The sequence below is a fragment of the Yoonia sp. I 8.24 genome, from assembly GCF_022096995.1.
In the GTDB taxonomy this organism is placed as follows: domain Bacteria; phylum Pseudomonadota; class Alphaproteobacteria; order Rhodobacterales; family Rhodobacteraceae; genus Yoonia.
Genome location: NZ_JACXGQ010000005.1, coordinates 76,717 through 95,058, shown reverse-complemented (window position 1 = coordinate 95,058; position 18,342 = coordinate 76,717). Strand labels below are relative to the sequence as shown.

Below are 18,342 nucleotides of genomic sequence, written 5' to 3'. Positions count from 1 at the left end.
CGTCCTAAATTAGAGAAAATCGTCGCGGCGTGGGGTGAACGCATCGATCAGACGGCCCGCAGAGAGGCAGCGACAACCGTGAACCGCCTGTGTTGGGATCACAAAGCTATCGCCGGGGCCAACCTTGGTCTCGACCCCATCAACGGAGAACATGAACTCGCCGCTTTCCACATATGTGGATTGTACATGCGGGTGGTTATGAAGCTTGCCTTCGCCACCTTCATCAAACGTAAAAGCAACAATCATCAATTCGGGACTGTCAGAAAGCACCTGACGGGTAACACCCGTGTCGGCTTGGATAATTGGGAAACTCTTGATCATTTTGATCTCCTTCAAAGCTTGTAAGCGTGTTTGGCAAGGCCGTAGGCAAGGTCGTGTGCGACCTCATGCGCATCGGCCAAATTGATCCGCCCGGTGACAACCAAATTGGCCAAATAGGCGCAATCAGACCGGCGAGCGACATCATGGCGGGCGGGAATGGAGCAGAACGCGCGGGTATCGTCGTTGAAGCCGACGGTGTTATAGAACCCGGCGGTTTCGGTGGTGGCTTCGCGGAACCGTTTGATGCCTTCATAACTGTCATGGAACCACCAGGGCGGACCAAGGCGCAACGCCGGATAAGCCCCCGCAAGCGGCGCGAGCTCGCGGCTATAGCTGGTTTCATCAAGCGTGAAAATTATGATGGTCAGGCTCGGTTCCATCCCAACCGCGTCCAAAAGCGGTTTAAGCGCCTGCACGTAATTTGTTTGGGTTGGGATATCGAAGCCCTTGTCGCGGCCAAAATTTGCGAAGACGTCAGCGGAGTGGTTACGGAACGATCCTGGATGGATCTGCAAAACCAACCCGTCATCAAGGCTCATCCGGGCCATTTCAGTCAGCATCTGACCACGGAATGCGTCTGCCTCGTCAGTGGTACATGTCCCGGCAAGGGTCTTTGCAAATAACGCTGCGGCCTGCGCTTGCGGTAAGTCTTCGGTCCGGGCTGTCGCATGGCCGTGGTCGCTCGCAGTCGCGCCATGTGCTTTGAAAAAGGCGCGCCGCGCGCGGTGGGCGCGCAAATACCCATCCCATGTAGACGTGTCTTCACCCGTGAGCCCACCAAGCTGCGCGACGTTTTCCGCAAAACCTTCGAAGTCCGGATCAACCACATTGTCAGGGCGATAGGTTGTCACTACCCGCCCGTTCCAATCGCTGTCTGCTGTCATTTTGTGCCAGTTCAAGTCATCAAGCGCGCTTTCGGTGGTCGCCAAAACTTCAATCCCGAAACGATCAAACAAGGCACGGGGCCGAAAGCTGTCTTGCGCCAGTTGCGCATCGATGTGATCGTAATAGCTATCCGCTGTATCTGCGTTCAGCCGTTCATCAATGCCAAAGACATGTTCAAACGAATGGTCCAACCACATTGCCGACGGGGTGCCGCGCAGCAAGTGATAGTTCTGCGCGAAACGGCGCCAGATTTGACGCGGATCAGTCTCTATTACAGCGCTATCTGCGCGTGGCACGCCCAAATCACCCATGGGAACACCTTGGGATACGAGCATCCGAAAAACATAGTGGTCCGGTACAACAAGCAATTGCGCTGGATCCGGAAAGGGGTCGTTTTTAGCAAACCAGCTGGGATCACAATGGCCGTGTGGGCTGATAATCGGCAAAGCCGCGATGCCTTCGTATAGGTCGCGTGCGTGTTTGCGCACCGAAGGCTCCACCGGAAACAGGCGGTCTGGGTCGGTCAATGGCATATGGAGTCCTCCCGAAAGGTCTTGAGATACCTCTGATCTTCTAATATGCTAGTCTGGCAGATAGGTCAAACTGGAATATGAGATGAGCGCGCACAATTCACTAACTCTCACGCCCGCGGCCACTGCGACTGATCAGGTTTTTCATGCGCTTTATTCGAAGATCGTCACGCTGGAATTGGCGCCGGGCGCCAAAGTATCCGAGGCTGAAATCGCACGCAGCCTTGGGGTGTCGCGCCAGCCGGTCCGTGACGCATTCTACCGTCTTTCAGAACTAGGTTTTATGCTGATCCGACCACAGCGTGCCACGACGGTCACCTATATTTCACCCCAAGCGCTCTTTGACGCGCGGTTCATTCGTTGTGCATTAGAGGTCGAATGCTTGCGCACGGCCATTGATCGCGTGACCGATGATGATATTGCAAAACTCAACGCGCTTGTTGCGGCGCAAGATGAAGCCCTTCAAACCAATGACAAAATCGAGTTTCACCGACTTGATGACAGTTTTCACGAGCTTATTTGCGACATCGCCGGGCACCCCAAAGCTTGGGTGATTATCCACGACCAAAAGGTCCACCTTGATCGGCTGCGATATCTTTCGCTGACGATTGGGGCGCAATCCGCGCTGGACGACCACGTCGAGATTATGGATTGCATCAGAAACCGTGATGCCGACCGCGCCGAAAAGGAATTGCGCAAGCATCTCGCGCGGATTTTGAAGGTGCTCGCACAGGTTCGTGACACCCATCCAGAATTGATTGAAGCCAATGCGCACCAGCGTAGGTTGTGAGGTCAATCGAGCGAACTGCAACAATTAGTGGCAGATCCCATATTTATGCTCAACGATTAATCATTGACTCATATCCTAAATGCGTGTGCCATGTTTGCGTTTGACCAATGGACCTTCATTTTGACCAATTGGTCTAGAAATTTTCGCATCAAAAGGGACATTTATCATGACGAGCCACGTCAAAGTGCCGCAGCCAACGCGCCGCCGGTTTCTAACCACAACGGCGCTGGGCGCTCTGTCGGTTTCCGCACTCTCTGCGCCAACCGCCTTGTTTGCCCAAGACCCGATTAAGGTCGCTGGCATCTACACCGTTCCAGTCGAACAACAATGGGTCAGCCGCATCCATGTCGCTGCCCTTGCCGCCCAAGATCGCGGCGACATCGAATACACCTATTCTGAAAACACCGCCAACACCGACTATCCGCGCGTCATGCGTGAATACGCCGAAGCGGGTTATGACATGATCGTCGGCGAAATCTTTGGCGCCGAAGCCGAAGCGCGCGAAGTTGCTGCCGAATACCCTAACGTCGCATTCTTGATGGGGTCATCGTTCAAAGAAGACCCAGCCCTGCCAAACCTGTCGGTCTTTGATAACTACATCCAAGACGCTGCTTACCTGTCTGGCATCGTCGCAGGTGCCATGTCTGAAACCGGCAATATCGGCATGGTTGGCGGCTTCCCGATCCCCGAAGTAAACCGTCTGATGCACGCATTCATGGCTGGCGCCGCTGAAATGAACCCTGACGTCACTTTCCAAGTGTCCTTCATCGGATCATGGTTTGATCCACCCAAGGCGAAAGAGACCGCCTTTGCAATGATCGAAAACGGCGCTGATATGCTTTACGCGGAACGCTTTGGCGTGTCGGACGCGGCACAGGAAAAAGGCGTGCTTGCGATTGGGAATGTCATCGACACGCAAGCTGACTATCCTGAAACGGTCGTTGCCTCGGCGATTTGGGACTTTGGACCCACAATGGATGCCGCAATTGCGGCTGTGCAGGCAGGCACATTCACCGCTGCCGACTATGGCACCTATTCGTTCATGAATATGGGTGGTTGCTACTTGGCCCCATTCGGCACTTTCGAAGGTAAAATTCCGCAAGAAGCACTTGATCTGGTGGCCGCGCGCGAAGCGGGGATCAAAGACGGATCATATACCGTCGTGATCAACGACGAAGAGCCAAAGTCGTCATAAATGTCAGGCGTAGAATCGGCGCAACCCGTTCTGCGCCTGCAAAATATCACCAAACGATTTGGGTCAGTCACCGCCAATGAGGCGGTGACTTTTGATCTCGCCAAGGGCGAGGTTATCGCACTTTTGGGCGAAAACGGCGCGGGTAAAACCACGTTGATGAATATCCTATTTGGCCAATATACCGCCGACGAAGGCACCGTCACGGTCTTTGGCAACCTGTTACCACCCGGCAACCCGCGCGCGGCGCTGGATGCAGGCGTGGGCATGGTTCACCAGCATTTCACGCTCGCTGAGAATCTGACAGTTTGGGAAAATATCGTGTTGGGCGCACAACCGCTCCATGCCCCCCGATTGCGTGCAGGAGCGGCTAAGGCAAAAATTCGCGCCCTATCCGAAGAGTTCCAACTGAAGGTCGACCCAGACGCCAAGATCGGGGCATTGACGGTTGGTGAACGTCAGCGCGTTGAAATCCTCAAAGCGCTCTACCGTGACGCCCGTATTCTGATTTTGGACGAACCCACCGCAGTGCTGACTCCGCAAGAAACTGACGCGCTGTTTGCGACCTTGCGGACCGCAATCAATCTTGGACTCTCTATCGTGTTCATTTCGCACAAACTGCATGAGGTGATGGCCATCTCAAACCGGGTATTGGTCTTGCGACACGGCAAATTGGTCGCCGAAAGGGCAACATTAGACACTGATCGTGCTGAATTATCAGCATTGATGGTTGGCGCAGAAACCAGCGCCCCAGATCTTGCCCCTGCAACGCCAGGCGCGGCTTTATTAACGCTTTCTGATCTCTCGACACCATCCATCGGCACCGCTCCGGGATTGCGCCACGCGAACCTTGCGCTGCGGGCCGGACAAATCACCGGACTGGCAGGCGTCTCAGGGAATGGGCAAGCCGCGCTTTCGGATTTGATTTCAGGTTTGGTGACGCCGCAATCTGGTCAGTTTGAAATCGCCGGCAACACGGTCGCCACATGGTCACCGCGCAACGCCATCGGCCAAGGGATCGCGCGTATCCCTGAAGATCGCCACAAGACCGGGACGATTGCAGATTTCGATCTGACCGAAAATACCATCTTAGAGACCTACGCGACCCAATTTTCAAAACGCGGCTGGATGAATTGGCGCAAGGCCAAAGCCCATGCGGAAAGTTTGATTGAAACATATGATGTGCGGTGTTCCGGCCCCGATTCACGCATTCGGCTGCTGTCTGGCGGGAATATGCAAAAGCTGATCTTGGGGCGGGTGTTAGAAAACGCACCGCGCATTATTCTTGCCAATCAACCCGTGCGCGGGCTGGATATTGGCGCGGTAAACTATGTCCACGGACGGTTGGCGGCCGCACGCGATGCTGGGGCTGCGGTCTTGCTTATCTCTGAGGACCTTGACGAAATTATGCGCCTGTCAGACGTGATCCATGTGATCAGCGATGGGCGGCTCAGCCCTGAATTCGCACGCGGGACCATGCAGCCAGAACAGCTTGGCGTGTGGATGGCGGGCGACGGGTTTGAAGGGTGCGACCATGCGGCTTGAACCGATTGCAAACCCAAGCCTCGCGCGGCGATTAACCCTACCTGCACTCGCAATTGCCGCCACGATTTTGATCGCATCGCTGCTCGCCATGATTGCCGGAGGCAACCCAATGGCTGTGTTAGGACAAATCTTGGTCGGCGCATTCGGATCAAAATTCGCCTTATTAGAGACGCTAAATCGCGCCACACCGCTTATCTTCACCGGGCTTGCGATCGCCGTCGCCTTTCGTGCAAAGCTGTGGAACATCGGCGCAGAGGCGCAATTATACGCGGGCGCTGTTGTCGTTGCGGTTCTGGGCACAGGCGCGTTGCAACTGCCTGCACCAGCATTGTTAACGATTATGGCGCTTGCTGCGATGATGGCTGGCGCGTTCTTGCTCTTGGTCCCCGCCCTGCTCAAGACCCGATTGGGCGTCGATGAGGTCGTGACCACGCTCTTGTTCAACTTCATCTTTTTGCTGTTTGTGTCCTATCTTCTTGAAGGACCGCTCAAAGACCCGATGGGCATGGGGTGGCCCAAATCCGCACGGCTGACCCCAGAAGCGCGGCTGCCGCGTATCGTTGATGGGCTGCGCCTGCATTGGGGATTTGCATTGGCGTTGATTGCGGCGGCCATCGTTTGGATTATTGATGCAAAAACCACGCTTGGTTTTGAAATGCGGGCCGTCGGTCAAAACGCCGAGGCCGCGCGATTTGCGGGTATTCCCGTCACCAAAGTTATCCTAAAAACAGCGTTGCTATCGGGTGGCTTGGCCGCGCTCGCTGGGTTTTCTGAAGTCGCGGGATTGAAAGGTTCGCTCACGCTCGATCTATCGCCGGGGTTTGGTTACACCGGGATCGTCGTTGCGATGCTCGCGCTTTTGCATCCGCTGGGGGTTGTCGTCGCCGCCCTGTTCGTCGCCGCGATTTTTGTGGGCGCTGACAGTATGAGCCGCGCAATTGGCGTGCCCAGCTACCTTGCCGATATCATGCTCGCCACTGCGCTCTTATGCATGGTGCTTGCTATTTTACTGACTAAATTTCGTGTGCGGAGAGACTGATGGAGCTGTTCGAAATCCTGACCTCAGCCGCGTTTTGGGCAGCGGCTATTCGTATCGCATCGCCGCTGATTTTCGCAACTATGGGCGAACTAATCTGTGAACGCGCGGGTGTTTTGAACCTTGGCATTGAAGGGATTATGGTGGCGGGCGCATTTGCTGGCTGGATCGCCGTTTGGGCCGGATTACCGCTTTGGGGCGGTGTTAGTGTCGCATTTTTGGTCGGCGTCGGTCTCGGCGGCATCCATTCGATCCTATCTGTGCCATTCGGATTGTCGCAACATGTGGTTGGCATTGGTTTGACGCTGCTTGCCACGTCAGCGACGTTTTACACCTATCGTGTGATGCTACCAGAGGTATCGACGCCCCCGAAAATTGACGCATTTCAACCGTTTCACATCCCATTTCTTTCAGAAATTCCGTTCTTTGGCCCTGCGTTGTTTCAACAAACCGCGTTGACCTATTTGGCATTCATTTTGGTCGCGGTCGTCTCTTTTACATTGTACCGCACGCCGCTCGGCTTGGCCGTGCGCGCGGCAGGCGAAAGCCCCGCTGCGGTTGCCGCACAAGGCCTGTCGGTCACAGCCATCCGTATGGGTGCGGTCATGGTCGGCAGCGGGTGTATGGCCGTAGGGGGCGCATTTCTTACCATGTCCGCCTTTGACAGCTTCTTTTTCGACATGGTGAATGGGCGCGGTTGGATTTGCATTGCGCTGGTGGTTTTTGGTGCATGGCGCCCGGGCAAGGCCCTGTTCGGCGCGATCTTGTTTGCAGCCTTTGATGCGCTGCAAATTCGTCTGCAACAAACGGGCATTGGCGCTGTTGTACCCTATCAAGTCTTCCTGATGATGCCCTATATTCTGTCCATCATCGCGCTGATCGTGATGTCGCGCCGCGCCGAAGTTCCTGCGGCGCTCATGGTACCGTTCAACAAAGGAGAGCGCTAATGTTCGATCTACTGATTAAGGGCGGCACCCTGCCCGACGGTACCGTGTCTGACATCGCGATTAGCGGCGACCGGATCGCCGAAATTGCGCCAAATATCACCGCTGACGCCGCTGAAACGATTGATGCGACCGGTGATCTCGTATCACCGCCATTTGTTGATCCGCATTTCCATATGGATGCGACGCTCTCTTATGGGACACCACGGGTGAACGCATCGGGGACATTGCTAGAGGGCATCAATCTATGGGGTGAACTGCGCGACATCGCAACCGTGGACGAAATGATCGCCCGTGCCTTGCGCTATTGCGATTGGGCCGCCTCGATGGGGTTGCTGGCCATTCGCAGTCATGTCGATACCACCCCCGACCACCTGAACACCGTCACTGCCATGCTGGCCGTGAAAGACGCGGTGAAGGACTACATTGACCTACAGCTGGTCGCCTTTCCACAAGACGGGTTATACCGCGCCCCAAATGGCCGCGAAAATCTGATCCGTGCGTTGGATATGGGTGTTGAGGTCGTCGGCGGCATCCCCCATTTTGAACGCACCATGCAAGACGGCGCGGATAGCCTGCAAGATCTTTGCGAAATCGCCGCCGAGCGCGGTTTGATGGTCGATATTCATTGCGATGAAACAGATGATCCCAATTCGCGCCATATCGAAACGCTCGCGTTCGAAACCACCCGACTAGGGCTAGAGGGCCGCGTCGCCGGTTCGCATCTGACATCCATGCATTCGATGGATAACTACTATGTTTCTAAGCTGTTACCGCTTATCGCCGAAGCCGAAATTGCCGCGATACCTAACCCGCTGATCAACATCATGCTGCAAGGGCGACACGATACATTTCCCAAACGGCGTGGCCTGACACGGGTAAAGGAAATGCAGGCGATGGGCATTCGCGTTGGCTGGGGGCAAGATTGCGTGCTGGACCCTTGGTACAGTCTTGGCACGGCGGATATGCTTGATGTGGCGTTTATGGGGCTTCACGTCGCACAGATGAGCCACCCTGACGAAATGGCCCGCTGTTTTATGATGGTGACGGAAACCAACGCCGCGATTATTGGTCTAAAGGATTACGGGTTACACAAGGGCGCAGTCGCGTCGCTGGTCGTCTTAGATGCTGCAAACCCGATCGAAGCGTTACGTCTGCGCCCTGCCCGGCTTGCGGTGGTTGCTAAGGGCAAAGTTATCGCGCGCAGCCCCCGTGGCGATGCGACCTTGAATTTACCAGGCCGCCCGGCACAGGTGCGCAGACGTGTGACTTAATTTAAACGGTTCAGACAATCCGCAAGCGATGCATCTGCGATCTGTTGATAGAGCGCAAATTCATCCGCGACGGCTGTACCAAGCGCGGTCTCAAACGTGGCTTGGCTCGACGCGCTGTGGCTGTCTTGGTCGGCGTCATCGCCAAGGTTCGATTGGAAAATCCCTGCAGCACTGACCGGGAGGAAATCTTCGTAGATGATCGGGCTAAGCGTCAAAATATCTGCATCCAAAAGTGCCGCAGGGCTATGATCGTCTTTATTTGCTTCTGGTTTTGTGACGATGAATTTGAAATAGGCCAGCCCCTGATCATACAACCCCCGCCAATCGTCAGGAAACACCTCAAAACCTGTTGCAAGCGCATCCATATAGGCCTGTGCGTTCGACCCGTCGCCAGCAGGTAAAATCTGCGCCCGGACGGACGCCAGCGTTGCATCATAAAGCGCGCGCCCCTTGGGGGTCAGCGCAACGCCGCGCTGTTCGATTTCACCAAAGCGGGCGGTATGGCTGCCAACGGCTGCACCGCCGTCAGTAGCAGGGAAATTCACCACCTCTTCGAGCGCCTTGAATGAAGTCTGGCGCAGCAAAATCGGGCACTTGCGGCGGGGTGGACCTTCGATGATGGCTTTTGCGGGCAGGCCGCGCGCAACCATGCCTGACTGCGCTGCGTCAATGTCCAGCGTGCGCGGGGTCAGATGGTTAATATGGGGTCCCTTGAACGACACAACATCGGCAATCAAACGGTGCGCCGCGTTCAGCTGGTCAAAGGTTGCGATGTCTACACAAGCATCCGCATGCCAGCGGAATGTTTCCAGCACCTCGGCAACAAATTGGGTGGCGTCTGCCGGGGTTAAGCCGCCATTGGCTTCGGCTTTTTCAGTCAGGGCAATCGCATCTTTGGTGAAAATCTGTCGCTTTGCCAAAATCTCTTTGACCTGCGCGCGCAGGGTTTCATCCGTGATCAACTCAAGCCGCAATAGCGATGTGAATACGCGAAACGGATTGGCGGCCAATGCCGCGCGCGTCTTGGGGCGAAAGGCCGTCGAATGGACAGGAACCGCTGCGGAAGACAGATCGTAATACCCGACCGGAAACATGCCCATCACCGCAAAAACCCGCGCCATCATCGCCAATTCTTGCGCTGTGCCCAAACGGATCGCGCCATGGCGTTCTTGGGAAATACGTGTGGTGTCTTCGTCTGGTGTCAGGTTCAAAATGTCAGCGGCAGGGCTATCCAGCGTCGCGGAATTGGTGTCCTGCACAATTTCAAGCAGGTCGCCGTAGGCCGGAACCTCTGAACGATACATCGCGGACATCGCCGCCGAAAAGTCAGCGCGAATTGTATCGGGTTGCACGAATGTCGCGGTCATCTCTGGTCATCCTTGGCTAAATGCGCGGCGCGAAATCGCCGCCCCGCGCATTTTTAGATCATGGTTTTGAAACGCATGAAAGGCTTGTGATGTCGCAGGCGAAATTACCGTTTCACCCGGAATACCGCCAAATAAAGCGCAGGTACAAAGACCAGGGTAATGACTGTCCCGGCAATGATCCCGCCCATCATCGCATAGGCCATTGGCCCCCAGAAAATTTGGCGTGAAATCGGGATCAACGCGAGGCTGGCTGCGGCGGCCGTCAGCAGAATTGGACGTGCCCGTGAATCGCTCGCCTCGAATACCGCGTCCCATGCACTGCGCCCTTTGTCGCGCAGAACTTCGATTTCAGACACGAGGATGATCGAGTTGCGGATCAAAATCCCCATGAGTGCCAACACGCCCAAGATCGCGACAAAGCCAAGCGGGGCACCAGATGGCACAAGCGCCGCAACCACCCCAATCAGTCCCAAAGGCGCGACACAGAACACGATAAATGCCAAACGAAATCCCTGCATTTGCACCATGATCAACGTCAACATAATCAGCAGCATGATCGGCACAACCGCCGCGATTGGGGCTTGGCTTTCAGCGCTGCTTTCGACGGTGCCGCCAACCACAGCGTTATAGCCAAGCGGGAGCGCATCGTTATAGGTCGCGATTTGGTCCGTAAGTTGCGTGACAATCGTTGCGGGTTGGTCGTTGGTGGCAATCGCTGCTTTGACGGTGATTGTCGGCATCCGGTCGCGTTGGTGGATCACGGGCTGTTCGGTTTCATAACTAAAGGTCGCAATCGACCGCAACGGAATCGCTGTACCGCTAGGCGTGGACAATTGCAGGTTTGACAATGCCTCGACCGATTGCCGATCAGCCGCGTTCCCGCGTACGCGGACATCAACCAAATAGTCATCATCGCGCAGCGCTGTAACTGTGTTCCCATCATAGATGGTGTAGAGCGACTGAGCGATATCGCTTGACGACAACCCAAGTTGGCGGGCTTTGTCTTGCAAAATATTGATCCGAACGACCCGTGCAGGTTCGTTCCAATCAAGCACAATCCCGGTCAAACGGTCATCTGTTGCCAACACCGCGGCCAAATCGCGTGCGTGGTCACGCAATACATCTAGGTCTGGACCGCTCAGCCGATATTGCACGGGGCGACCAACGGGCGGGCCAATTTCAAGAAGTTTCACAAAGATATCAGCGCCGGGAAATTCGGTCTCGGCGATGGTTTGCATCTTAGCGCGTAGCGCGTCGCGGGCTTCGACGGATGGGGTTTGGATCACGATCTGCCCGGTGTGCGGGCCAGGTGTCGGCACGTCAAAGGCGAGAATAAACCGTGGTGCGCCGCGACCAACATAAGAAGTCCAGAACAATACGTTTTCATCATCTTCCAGATAGGATTCAATGCGATCAAGCTGGGCTTGGGTTTCGCTGATGGCGGTGTTTTGCGGCAGGGCCATATCAATCAACAGTTCAGGTCTGTCTGAGTTCGGGAAAAACTGTTGCTCAACAAAGCGCATCCCATAAATCGATCCGCCGAACACGATGATTGTCACGATAATCGTGACCCAGCGGAACCGCATCGCACTACGCAAAAGAACGTGGAAAGCGCGGCGGAAACGGCCGGGCTTGACTTCGTGATGCCCGAGGTTTTCTTTCAACAACGTTACGCCAATCAGTGGCGCAAACAGCACTGCAACCACCCATGAGATCGACAAAGATACCGAAATCACAACAAAGAGCGAAAATGTAAATTCGCCCGCCGCTGAGGTGTTCAGACCAATCGGAATGAAGCCCGCCATCGTGATCAAGGTACCCGTCAACATCGGGAAGGCAATCGACGTCCAGGCGTAAGACGCGGATTTAACGAGGCTTTCTCCCTTTTCTAGCCGTGACATCATCGTTTCAATGGCAATCATGGCGTCGTCCACCAGCAAGCCCAACGCGATGATCAACGCCCCTAGCGAAATCCGCTGCAACGTAAAGCCGGTGTATTCCATGATCACAAATGTAATCGCCAGCACCAATGGAATGGTCAGCGCGACCACGAAACCGGCGCGCATACCAAGGCTGACAAAGCTAACGGCGAGGACGATCAAAACCGCTTCAAGCAGGGCTTGTAGGAAGTGGTTCACCGCCCCATTCACAACATGGGGTTGGTTGGCGACTTGGTGGATATCAATCCCTATTGGCAGTTGCGTGATCGCATGGGCCATCACCGCGTCCAGTTCCCCACCAAATTCGACAATATTCGCGCCGACGCGCATGCCGACGGCCAGACCAATCGCTTCTTGGCCTTCGTAGCGGAACAGCTCAGTGGGCGGGTCCTCGTATCCACGGTGGATATCGGCAATATCAGTGAGCGGGAAAAATTGGTCCCCGACGCGCAGGTTAATGTCAGCGATGCTTTGGGCGTCATCAAATTGCCCGTCGATCCGCACGAGCACCTGTTCAGGCCCGGCCTTGATCACACCTGAAGGCAAAATCGCGTTTTGCGCAGCAAGCGTCGCTTGCACTGTTTCTTGGGTAATACCAAGTGCTGCCATCCGTTCTGTTGAAATTTCGAGATAGATGACTTCGTCGCGCACCCCGTAGATTTCGACCTTACCTGCGTCATCAAGACCTTGAATTTCGCGGCGCACCAATTCGACATAGTCACGGACTTCGCGCGGGGTGAAACCGTCATAGGTGAAGGCATAAAGATTCCCGAACACATCGCCAAAGTCATCGTTGAATTGGAAGCCAAGGAATTCTTCGGGGAAATCACCAGTGATGTCGCTCATCATACTTCGGACACGTTGCCAAATGCGTGGCAATTCTTCGGCATCAGTCGACGCAAGAAGTTCAACGTAAACAATCGCTTGCCCCGCCGCAGTCACCGAGCGCGTGTAGTCAAGCTCTGGCAATTCCTCGAGCTTTTTTTCAATGCGGTCGGTAACTTGCGATAGCGTCTGTTCCACGTCCGCGCCGGGCAATACGGCAGAAACAATCATGGTTTTGATTGCAAAGTTGGGGTCTTCTTCACGGCCAATATTCACATATGACATCGCCCCGGCAACGACCGAAACAATCATCAAAAACCAAACAAAAGACCGGTGCGATAGTGCCCAATCGGACAGGTTAAAACGGTTCATTGCGATACACTCCGCCCGATGGTTTGATTTTCATGCAAAGAATGAATGCCGCGTAAAACGACCTCATCGCCGGGTTCGATACCTGATACCACCCTGACGTGATCGCCAAATTGCGCGCCTAAACTGATCTGGCGCAGGTTCACGACATTCTGGTCGCGGTCGACGATCCATACGGCGGCATCCGCGTCAGGATGCAGAACCGCGCTCAGGGGCAACGAAATAAGCGTCGCGCCGTCACCGATTGCTTGGACTTGGACAAGCGCGCCAAACCGGAACCCGGCGGGCGCATCTGACAACACCAAATGCGCGCGGCGATTCCGGGTGAGGCTTTCCGCGACGGGATCAACACGGGTCAGGTGCGCAGTGGTGGTCAGTTCAGGATTGGCCACAAGCGCCACGTCAAAAACTGTGCCAATTTCAAGCGTTGCGAGGCCTTGTTCGCTAATGTCCACGACAATTTCGCGTTCGTCCGTATTTGCGAGGCGCAAAACCTCAAGCCCCGGTGACACCGATGCACCGACCTCTTGGTAAGCGCCTGTTATAACCCCGTCTTGGGGCGCGCGCAGGACCGCAAGATCAAGTTTATCCTGTACACCCGCAAGGTTGGCCTGTGCTTGTTCAAGCCCGGCTTGCGCGGCAACAAGTGTACGCTGCGCGTCCTCTTGGCGGGTTTCGGAATCGACGCCGCGTTCGGCAAGTTCAACCGCACGGTCCCATGCCTGTTCTGCGGAACCCAAGTTTGTCTGTGCGACCAGCACGCCAGCCTCGGCACTGCGGACCTCAGCTTGCAGGTCTTTGGGGTCAAGTGACGCAAGGATTTCGTCTTTGGTCACCAATGCGCCTAAATCTACACGGCGTTCGACCAATGTGCCGCTAATTGGGAAACCCAGCGCGACCTCATTTCCGGCTGCGACGGTGCCGATATAGGCTGTCTCTTGGACGCTGCCGTTACCCACATGCATCGACACCACCGGGCGCGGTACATCGGACACGATATCTGACGCTGCGGGTGCAGTTTCTGCGAACATTGGGTGGGCGGCAAATGTGATCAACAGTGCTAATCGTTTCATTGGCTTGTCTCCGCTTGGGCCTGCACCAGCCGGCCAGGGTACAAAAGCTGCGCGCCCGCCGTGACGACCAAAACACCGTTATCCAATCCATCTGAAACAAGGATATTGCCTGTTTCAAACCGATCCACCGTAATTTGCTGCAACGAAACGCGCTTGGTTTCAGGATCAACCACCCAAACGGCGGGGCCAAGCTGGGACGCGGACATCGCGCGATATGGCAGCACGATACGGTCGGAAATTGCTTCCGTTGTGGTGCCGCGGACAGGGTCACCATATTCGACACCTGATGGCTTTTCGTCGATCTGCACTTTCACCGCGACGGTTCCAGTCGCAGGGTCAACCAATGGCGAGACTTCGCGAACGGTGCCAGAAAAAATCTGATCAGGGTGATCCAATGGGGCAAGGGACACACCCCTGATCGAGGTCGTGCCCGTAAAGAGGCTTTCGGGCACTTCAAACACGGCATCAACAGCGCCACCCAGAGCCAATTCCACCACCGGCTGAACCGCGCCCACGACCTGTCCGGGTTCCGCAAGCCGGGCAGTCACTGTGGCCGCTTGCGGTGCGACAATCGTGGCATCTTCCAGCGCCTTTTCTGCTAGCTCTAGGTCTGCTTGCGCTTGGGCAAGTACGCCCTCTTTGACGCGGGTTTGATCGGCTGCGGCATCACGGGCCACGCGGGTCGTGGCCCCCCGTTCGAGTAGCGCTTCTTGGCGCCGTAAATCTTCGTCTGCCTGATCCCGATCTGCTGTTGCTGTTGAAACGCCTGCACGCGCGGCGCGCAGGGCCTGTTCTTGCTGAATGGATGTAATGCGCACCAAGATTGCGCCAGCTTCGACAACATCGCCTTCGCGCACATCAATACTGTCGATGCGTCCGCCGCTTGGGAATGACAAGGCAAGTGCATCGCGCGCAACAATCTCGCCTGTGAGGGCAATGTTTCGGGTCGAAACAGAGGATTGCGTGGTGACGACCGAAACGATTAGCGGTTCTTCTGCGGCAAGTGGGGCTGTGAAAAACAGCCCTGCAAACAAAGCAAATACTGGAATACGGCGCATAGGTATGTCCATTTCATCATCACGGTCTTTGCAATCCGCGCGACAATCTGCATCAGATAGCAATTGCTATTTGGCCGATATAGCGCTGGATCATTCAGATTACAACTGCTATCTGACCGCCCATGACAGAGCAATCCAAACGCGCCATATCGCAACAACAAACACGCGACGCCCTTACTCAGGCTGGCGCCGCATTGATTGCGCAAAACGGATTCTCTGGCGCTTCCGTGCGCGATATCGCCGCGCGGGCGGGGTTCACGCAAGGAGCCTTCTATTCAAATTTTCAAAGCAAAGATGACCTTGTTCTTGAGATCATGCGCAGCCAGTTCCAATACGCTTACGCGTCAATGGAAGTTCTGAGCAGAGATACCTCAAAATCGACCACAGAAATGATCACCGAGGCGTCAGAATGGTTGCGCGAAATTTGTGGATCAAGCGAAAAGGCGCAGCTCGAAGCCGAGATTAGTCTACATGCATTGCGCGATCCGGCTTTTGCAGAAAGCTACTATGCATTGCTTGATGAACAAGCGGATAAGATGGCACATATCGTCCAAAAATCCGCTGATGCGCGTCAACTGAAGCTGCGCGCGCCAGCACGTCAACTTGCGATGGGTATGATCGCGATGGCGCGCGGGCTCAAACTCATGATGCCCCAAAATGACCCTCAGACGATCCTAAGCACGCTCGCAACATTTATGGATTCCACTATGCAACCGGGCGTCGCTGAACGCGAAGACAATGACGGATCACCCGCTGGCGTCAGCGCGGACGCAATCGTGAATATGAAGCAGCCCCAATAATTTAGACGCGCTATCGACCACCAAGATCGCTGTAATCGCTTGTTTGCTCATCAGCGCGAGCGCTGCTGAGGCAGGGATATCCGGCGAAACTGTCATTGGCATACCAAGAACCAGATCTTTGGCACATGATTGCCAGAGCCGGTTCACATTGCGGCGCATATCACCGTCAGTAATGAGGCCGATCAGTACATCACCTTCGCAGACAATCGCAGCACCAAACCCCTTGCTAGACATTGTGATGACGACGTCTTGCATCTGTGTATCGGGTGCGACGATCGGCAGGGCGTCACCGCGATGCATAATATCTTCGGCCTTAAGCAATTGCGTGCCCAGCTTGCCGCCGGGGTGGTACCTGTGAAAATCATGTGGCGCAATATTGGACAGGTGGCTGACACCCACCGCCAACGCATCGCCGATAGCTAAAGCCACAGTGGTTGATGTTGTCGGGGCAAGCCCGTGCAAACAAGCCTCTTTCAAATTGCCGTGCGGGATCGCAATTTGGCTGGCCTTGCCCAAGGTGCTTTGCGCGTTTGCGGTGATGCCGATCACCGGTACGCGGTATTTGTGACAATAAGCAAGCAAGTCGCCCAATTCCGCGGTCTCACCCGAATTTGAGATCACTAAGACAACGCTGTCAGCGTCAATGGCGCCGAGATCACCATGGCTCGCTTCGGCGGCGTGTAGGAAGATGGATTGCTTGCCCAGTGATCGAAATGTCGCTGATATCTTTTGACCTATATGGCCGCTTTTACCGACACCGGCGATCACAAGCGGACCGCGCACAGCATGAATCATCCGCGCCGCGTCACAAAGCTGCGGAGGAGGAGATCGGCGCAAGGCTAGTAGCGCAGATGCTTCGATTTCTAATGCCTTATGGACAACGTCAAAAAGGTTGCCCGGCGTGGTTTCTTGATCAGGTCTCGCAATGTACGACATTCAGTTCCTTAGATTTTGTGCGCCCGCGATACTGCAAAGGCGGTCATGTCGATTTCGGTGGTGACAACCGTTGTCGTTGCCGCCCCTGTGATATTTTGCGCCGATGCCCATTAGGCCGCGCCTGATCGAATGGCCGCCGGTATCGGTCGCGATGTTTGCTGCAATTCCTGTTTGAGTTTGTCTGCAATCGCGGCGGCCGCGACATGGCGACCGGTAATGCAATAAAAGTCGCCGGGTAAAAGGGCCGTGGCTTTCACCGCCCGCAAAAACATCGCGACATTATCTGCGGGCTTTACACTGCGGTCATTCAGGAATTCCCAAATGTCATATGGGCTGTTTCCCACTGTCACCACGGCGTCATGACGATAGATGGCATCGCCCATCGCGAGAATTGGGATATTGTGACGCAATGCCGAAAATGCGGAGGTGGAATTGATCACGATCATGCCCGACGCATGGGCTGCAATATCGCCAATTGCGCCAGATTTGAGGATGCGTACCTGACTTTCTATCCCCAGACCCCGTGCAGTTCTTTGAATGAGCCGTTGGGTTTGCTGCGCTTCCCGATCCAGTGGATGAACCTTAAAAATCAGGGTTTCTGAGGTGTGCGTGAGTCGGAAAACGGAGAGCGTCTCTTGGATTAGTTTTTCGTTTGACCAACCGCGTGCTGCGAACAAAAGCTGGCTATCGCTCGGGACTTGCAGAATGACCAATACGAAATTCTTGCGTAGCCTTCCCCGAAGGCTGCGTAACAAACGGCCACTGGTTTGGCGCGCGATGCCACGCATCACGGCATGGCTGGCCCATGTGTATGCAAGGCGGAACACCCCTTCGCGGTTGCGATGAAAAAGTGATTGCTGGCACTGGGTTGCCCGAAAATCACGGCGCAGGTAATAGAGCGCGGCCCAAAAACACATTTTAAGATAGGCGTGGCTGGGCGTTTCTGGCGTGCGATGATCGCCCGCGCAGTCTTGACCGGGTGCCCATTGGCACAAAAGCGAACTACCATTGTTGCCACCAATTTCGCATGTCACATATCCGGACCTTAAATACCCTTCTTCCAGACAAATAACCCGGACACCGTAGGTCGCGGCAACTTGCCGCGCGATATGATGGGCTGGCCGCATGGACCCAAACATCACAATGAAATCCGGCAAATTCTGACGCATTTCGGCGTCAAGAAATTGCGCCCAGTTATCACGTGATCCTGAAAATGGCTGGGTCGTCTGGCTTGCCGAAAACAGTTCGTCACCTGCGTTAAACGTGACATGCTTGGCCCGAAACCCCTGCGCATTTAGTTCCTTTTGGAGATCGCGGAAAAAGGGACCGACCGGCCCTTGTAGTAAAAGAACGTAGGGTGTTTGCATGCGCGTTGAATGATCTACGTAATGAAACATTGTATCCTCAAACCGCTGTTCCGGCCCGATTGCCCGTGGACGAAAGAGTAAGCATTCAAG

The 18,342-nt window shown here is 55.2% G+C and carries 15 protein-coding genes; 7 read left to right on the top strand and 8 right to left on the bottom strand.

Annotated features, from left to right (window positions below):
• Positions 1 to 9: 9 nt before the first annotated feature.
• Together Yoon_RS11265 and uxaC are read right to left on the bottom strand one after the other, a co-directional pair.
• A complete protein-coding gene (locus tag Yoon_RS11265; protein WP_238112326.1) occupies positions 10 to 321 on the bottom strand; it encodes a cupin domain-containing protein in 312 nt (103 codons plus the stop codon).
• Between the two features lie 11 nt (positions 322 to 332).
• Positions 333 to 1,739, bottom strand: a complete 1,407-nt coding sequence (uxaC, locus tag Yoon_RS11260) for a glucuronate isomerase (protein ID WP_238112325.1) — start codon at positions 1,737 to 1,739, stop codon at positions 333 to 335.
• A gap of 82 nt (positions 1,740 to 1,821) precedes the next feature.
• Here uxaC and Yoon_RS11255 point away from each other — a divergent pair, with 82 nt between their 5' ends.
• The 6 genes from Yoon_RS11255 (at position 1,822) to Yoon_RS11230 (ending at position 8,517) form a co-directional block, all read left to right on the top strand.
• Positions 1,822 to 2,526: a GntR family transcriptional regulator gene (locus Yoon_RS11255; protein ID WP_238112324.1), complete on the top strand. Its 705-nt coding sequence runs from the start codon at positions 1,822 to 1,824 to the stop codon at positions 2,524 to 2,526.
• 166 nt (positions 2,527 to 2,692) lie between these two features.
• The gene (locus Yoon_RS11250; protein ID WP_238112323.1) at positions 2,693 to 3,721 is read left to right on the top strand and encodes a BMP family protein; all 1,029 of its coding nucleotides are present in this window, start codon (positions 2,693 to 2,695) and stop codon (positions 3,719 to 3,721) included.
• The gene (locus Yoon_RS11245; protein WP_238112322.1) at positions 3,722 to 5,263 is read left to right on the top strand and encodes an ABC transporter ATP-binding protein; all 1,542 of its coding nucleotides are present in this window, start codon (positions 3,722 to 3,724) and stop codon (positions 5,261 to 5,263) included.
• Positions 5,253 to 6,302, top strand: coding sequence for an ABC transporter permease (locus Yoon_RS11240; RefSeq protein ID WP_238112321.1), 1,050 nt, complete (start codon positions 5,253 to 5,255; stop codon positions 6,300 to 6,302). Before Yoon_RS11245 ends, Yoon_RS11240 begins: the two co-directional genes overlap by 11 nt.
• Positions 6,302 to 7,246, top strand: coding sequence for an ABC transporter permease (locus tag Yoon_RS11235; protein WP_238112320.1), 945 nt, complete (start codon positions 6,302 to 6,304; stop codon positions 7,244 to 7,246). Before Yoon_RS11240 ends, Yoon_RS11235 begins: the two co-directional genes overlap by 1 nt.
• A complete protein-coding gene (locus tag Yoon_RS11230) occupies positions 7,246 to 8,517 on the top strand; it encodes an amidohydrolase family protein (RefSeq protein WP_238112319.1) in 1,272 nt (423 codons plus the stop codon). The genes Yoon_RS11235 and Yoon_RS11230 overlap by 1 nt, the downstream gene beginning before the upstream one ends.
• On the opposite strand, the gene Yoon_RS11225 is transcribed toward Yoon_RS11230, so the two are convergent.
• The 4 genes from Yoon_RS11225 to Yoon_RS11210 all read right to left on the bottom strand — a co-directional run bounded on the left by Yoon_RS11225 (position 8,514) and on the right by Yoon_RS11210 (position 15,149).
• On the bottom strand, positions 8,514 to 9,884 hold the full coding sequence (locus Yoon_RS11225; RefSeq protein WP_238112318.1) for a VOC family protein: 1,371 nt from the start codon (positions 9,882 to 9,884) through the stop codon (positions 8,514 to 8,516). The two genes, Yoon_RS11230 and Yoon_RS11225, sit on opposite strands and share 4 nt — an antisense overlap.
• Positions 9,885 to 9,988: 104 nt before the next feature.
• Positions 9,989 to 13,021: an efflux RND transporter permease subunit gene (locus tag Yoon_RS11220; RefSeq protein WP_238112317.1), complete on the bottom strand. Its 3,033-nt coding sequence runs from the start codon at positions 13,019 to 13,021 to the stop codon at positions 9,989 to 9,991.
• Positions 13,018 to 14,091 carry an efflux RND transporter periplasmic adaptor subunit gene (locus tag Yoon_RS11215; RefSeq protein WP_238112316.1) on the bottom strand — a complete coding sequence of 358 codons (1,074 nt, stop codon included), beginning with the start codon at positions 14,089 to 14,091 and terminating at the stop codon, positions 13,018 to 13,020. Before Yoon_RS11215 ends, Yoon_RS11220 begins: the two co-directional genes overlap by 4 nt.
• A complete protein-coding gene (locus Yoon_RS11210; protein ID WP_238112314.1) occupies positions 14,088 to 15,149 on the bottom strand; it encodes an efflux RND transporter periplasmic adaptor subunit in 1,062 nt (353 codons plus the stop codon). Before Yoon_RS11210 ends, Yoon_RS11215 begins: the two co-directional genes overlap by 4 nt.
• A 122-nt stretch (positions 15,150 to 15,271) precedes the next feature.
• On the opposite strand from Yoon_RS11210, the gene Yoon_RS11205 reads away from it, so the two are divergent.
• Positions 15,272 to 15,949 (top strand): TetR/AcrR family transcriptional regulator, encoded by a 678-nt coding sequence (locus tag Yoon_RS11205; RefSeq protein WP_238112313.1) that lies wholly within the window; start codon positions 15,272 to 15,274, stop codon positions 15,947 to 15,949.
• On the opposite strand, the gene Yoon_RS11200 is transcribed toward Yoon_RS11205, so the two are convergent.
• Both Yoon_RS11200 and Yoon_RS11195 read right to left on the bottom strand, forming a co-directional pair.
• Complete coding sequence (locus tag Yoon_RS11200) at positions 15,896 to 16,885, bottom strand: SIS domain-containing protein (RefSeq protein WP_238112312.1); 990 nt, start codon at positions 16,883 to 16,885, stop codon at positions 15,896 to 15,898. The two genes, Yoon_RS11205 and Yoon_RS11200, sit on opposite strands and share 54 nt — an antisense overlap.
• A gap of 110 nt (positions 16,886 to 16,995) precedes the next feature.
• Positions 16,996 to 18,282 carry a hypothetical protein gene (locus tag Yoon_RS11195; protein ID WP_238112311.1) on the bottom strand — a complete coding sequence of 429 codons (1,287 nt, stop codon included), beginning with the start codon at positions 18,280 to 18,282 and terminating at the stop codon, positions 16,996 to 16,998.
• Between the last annotated feature and the right edge of the window lie 60 nt (positions 18,283 to 18,342).

Bases quoted from the DNA above. Each gene is read 5' to 3' on its own strand.
- Yoon_RS11265 (WP_238112326.1), bottom strand. From the start codon at position 321: ATGATCAAGAGTTTCCCAATTATCCAAGCCGACACGGGTGTTACCCGT.
- uxaC (WP_238112325.1), bottom strand. From the start codon at position 1,739: ATGCCATTGACCGACCCAGACCGCCTGTTTCCGGTGGAGCCTTCGGTG.
- Yoon_RS11255 (WP_238112324.1), top strand. From the start codon at position 1,822: ATGAGCGCGCACAATTCACTAACTCTCACGCCCGCGGCCACTGCGACT.
- Yoon_RS11250 (WP_238112323.1), top strand. From the start codon at position 2,693: ATGACGAGCCACGTCAAAGTGCCGCAGCCAACGCGCCGCCGGTTTCTA.
- Yoon_RS11245 (WP_238112322.1), top strand. From the start codon at position 3,722: ATGTCAGGCGTAGAATCGGCGCAACCCGTTCTGCGCCTGCAAAATATC.
- Yoon_RS11240 (WP_238112321.1), top strand. From the start codon at position 5,253: ATGCGGCTTGAACCGATTGCAAACCCAAGCCTCGCGCGGCGATTAACC.
- Yoon_RS11235 (WP_238112320.1), top strand. From the start codon at position 6,302: ATGGAGCTGTTCGAAATCCTGACCTCAGCCGCGTTTTGGGCAGCGGCT.
- Yoon_RS11230 (WP_238112319.1), top strand. From the start codon at position 7,246: ATGTTCGATCTACTGATTAAGGGCGGCACCCTGCCCGACGGTACCGTG.
- Yoon_RS11225 (WP_238112318.1), bottom strand. From the start codon at position 9,884: ATGACCGCGACATTCGTGCAACCCGATACAATTCGCGCTGACTTTTCG.
- Yoon_RS11220 (WP_238112317.1), bottom strand. From the start codon at position 13,021: ATGAACCGTTTTAACCTGTCCGATTGGGCACTATCGCACCGGTCTTTT.
- Yoon_RS11215 (WP_238112316.1), bottom strand. From the start codon at position 14,091: ATGAAACGATTAGCACTGTTGATCACATTTGCCGCCCACCCAATGTTC.
- Yoon_RS11210 (WP_238112314.1), bottom strand. From the start codon at position 15,149: ATGCGCCGTATTCCAGTATTTGCTTTGTTTGCAGGGCTGTTTTTCACA.
- Yoon_RS11205 (WP_238112313.1), top strand. From the start codon at position 15,272: ATGACAGAGCAATCCAAACGCGCCATATCGCAACAACAAACACGCGAC.
- Yoon_RS11200 (WP_238112312.1), bottom strand. From the start codon at position 16,885: ATGTCGTACATTGCGAGACCTGATCAAGAAACCACGCCGGGCAACCTT.
- Yoon_RS11195 (WP_238112311.1), bottom strand. From the start codon at position 18,282: ATGTTTCATTACGTAGATCATTCAACGCGCATGCAAACACCCTACGTT.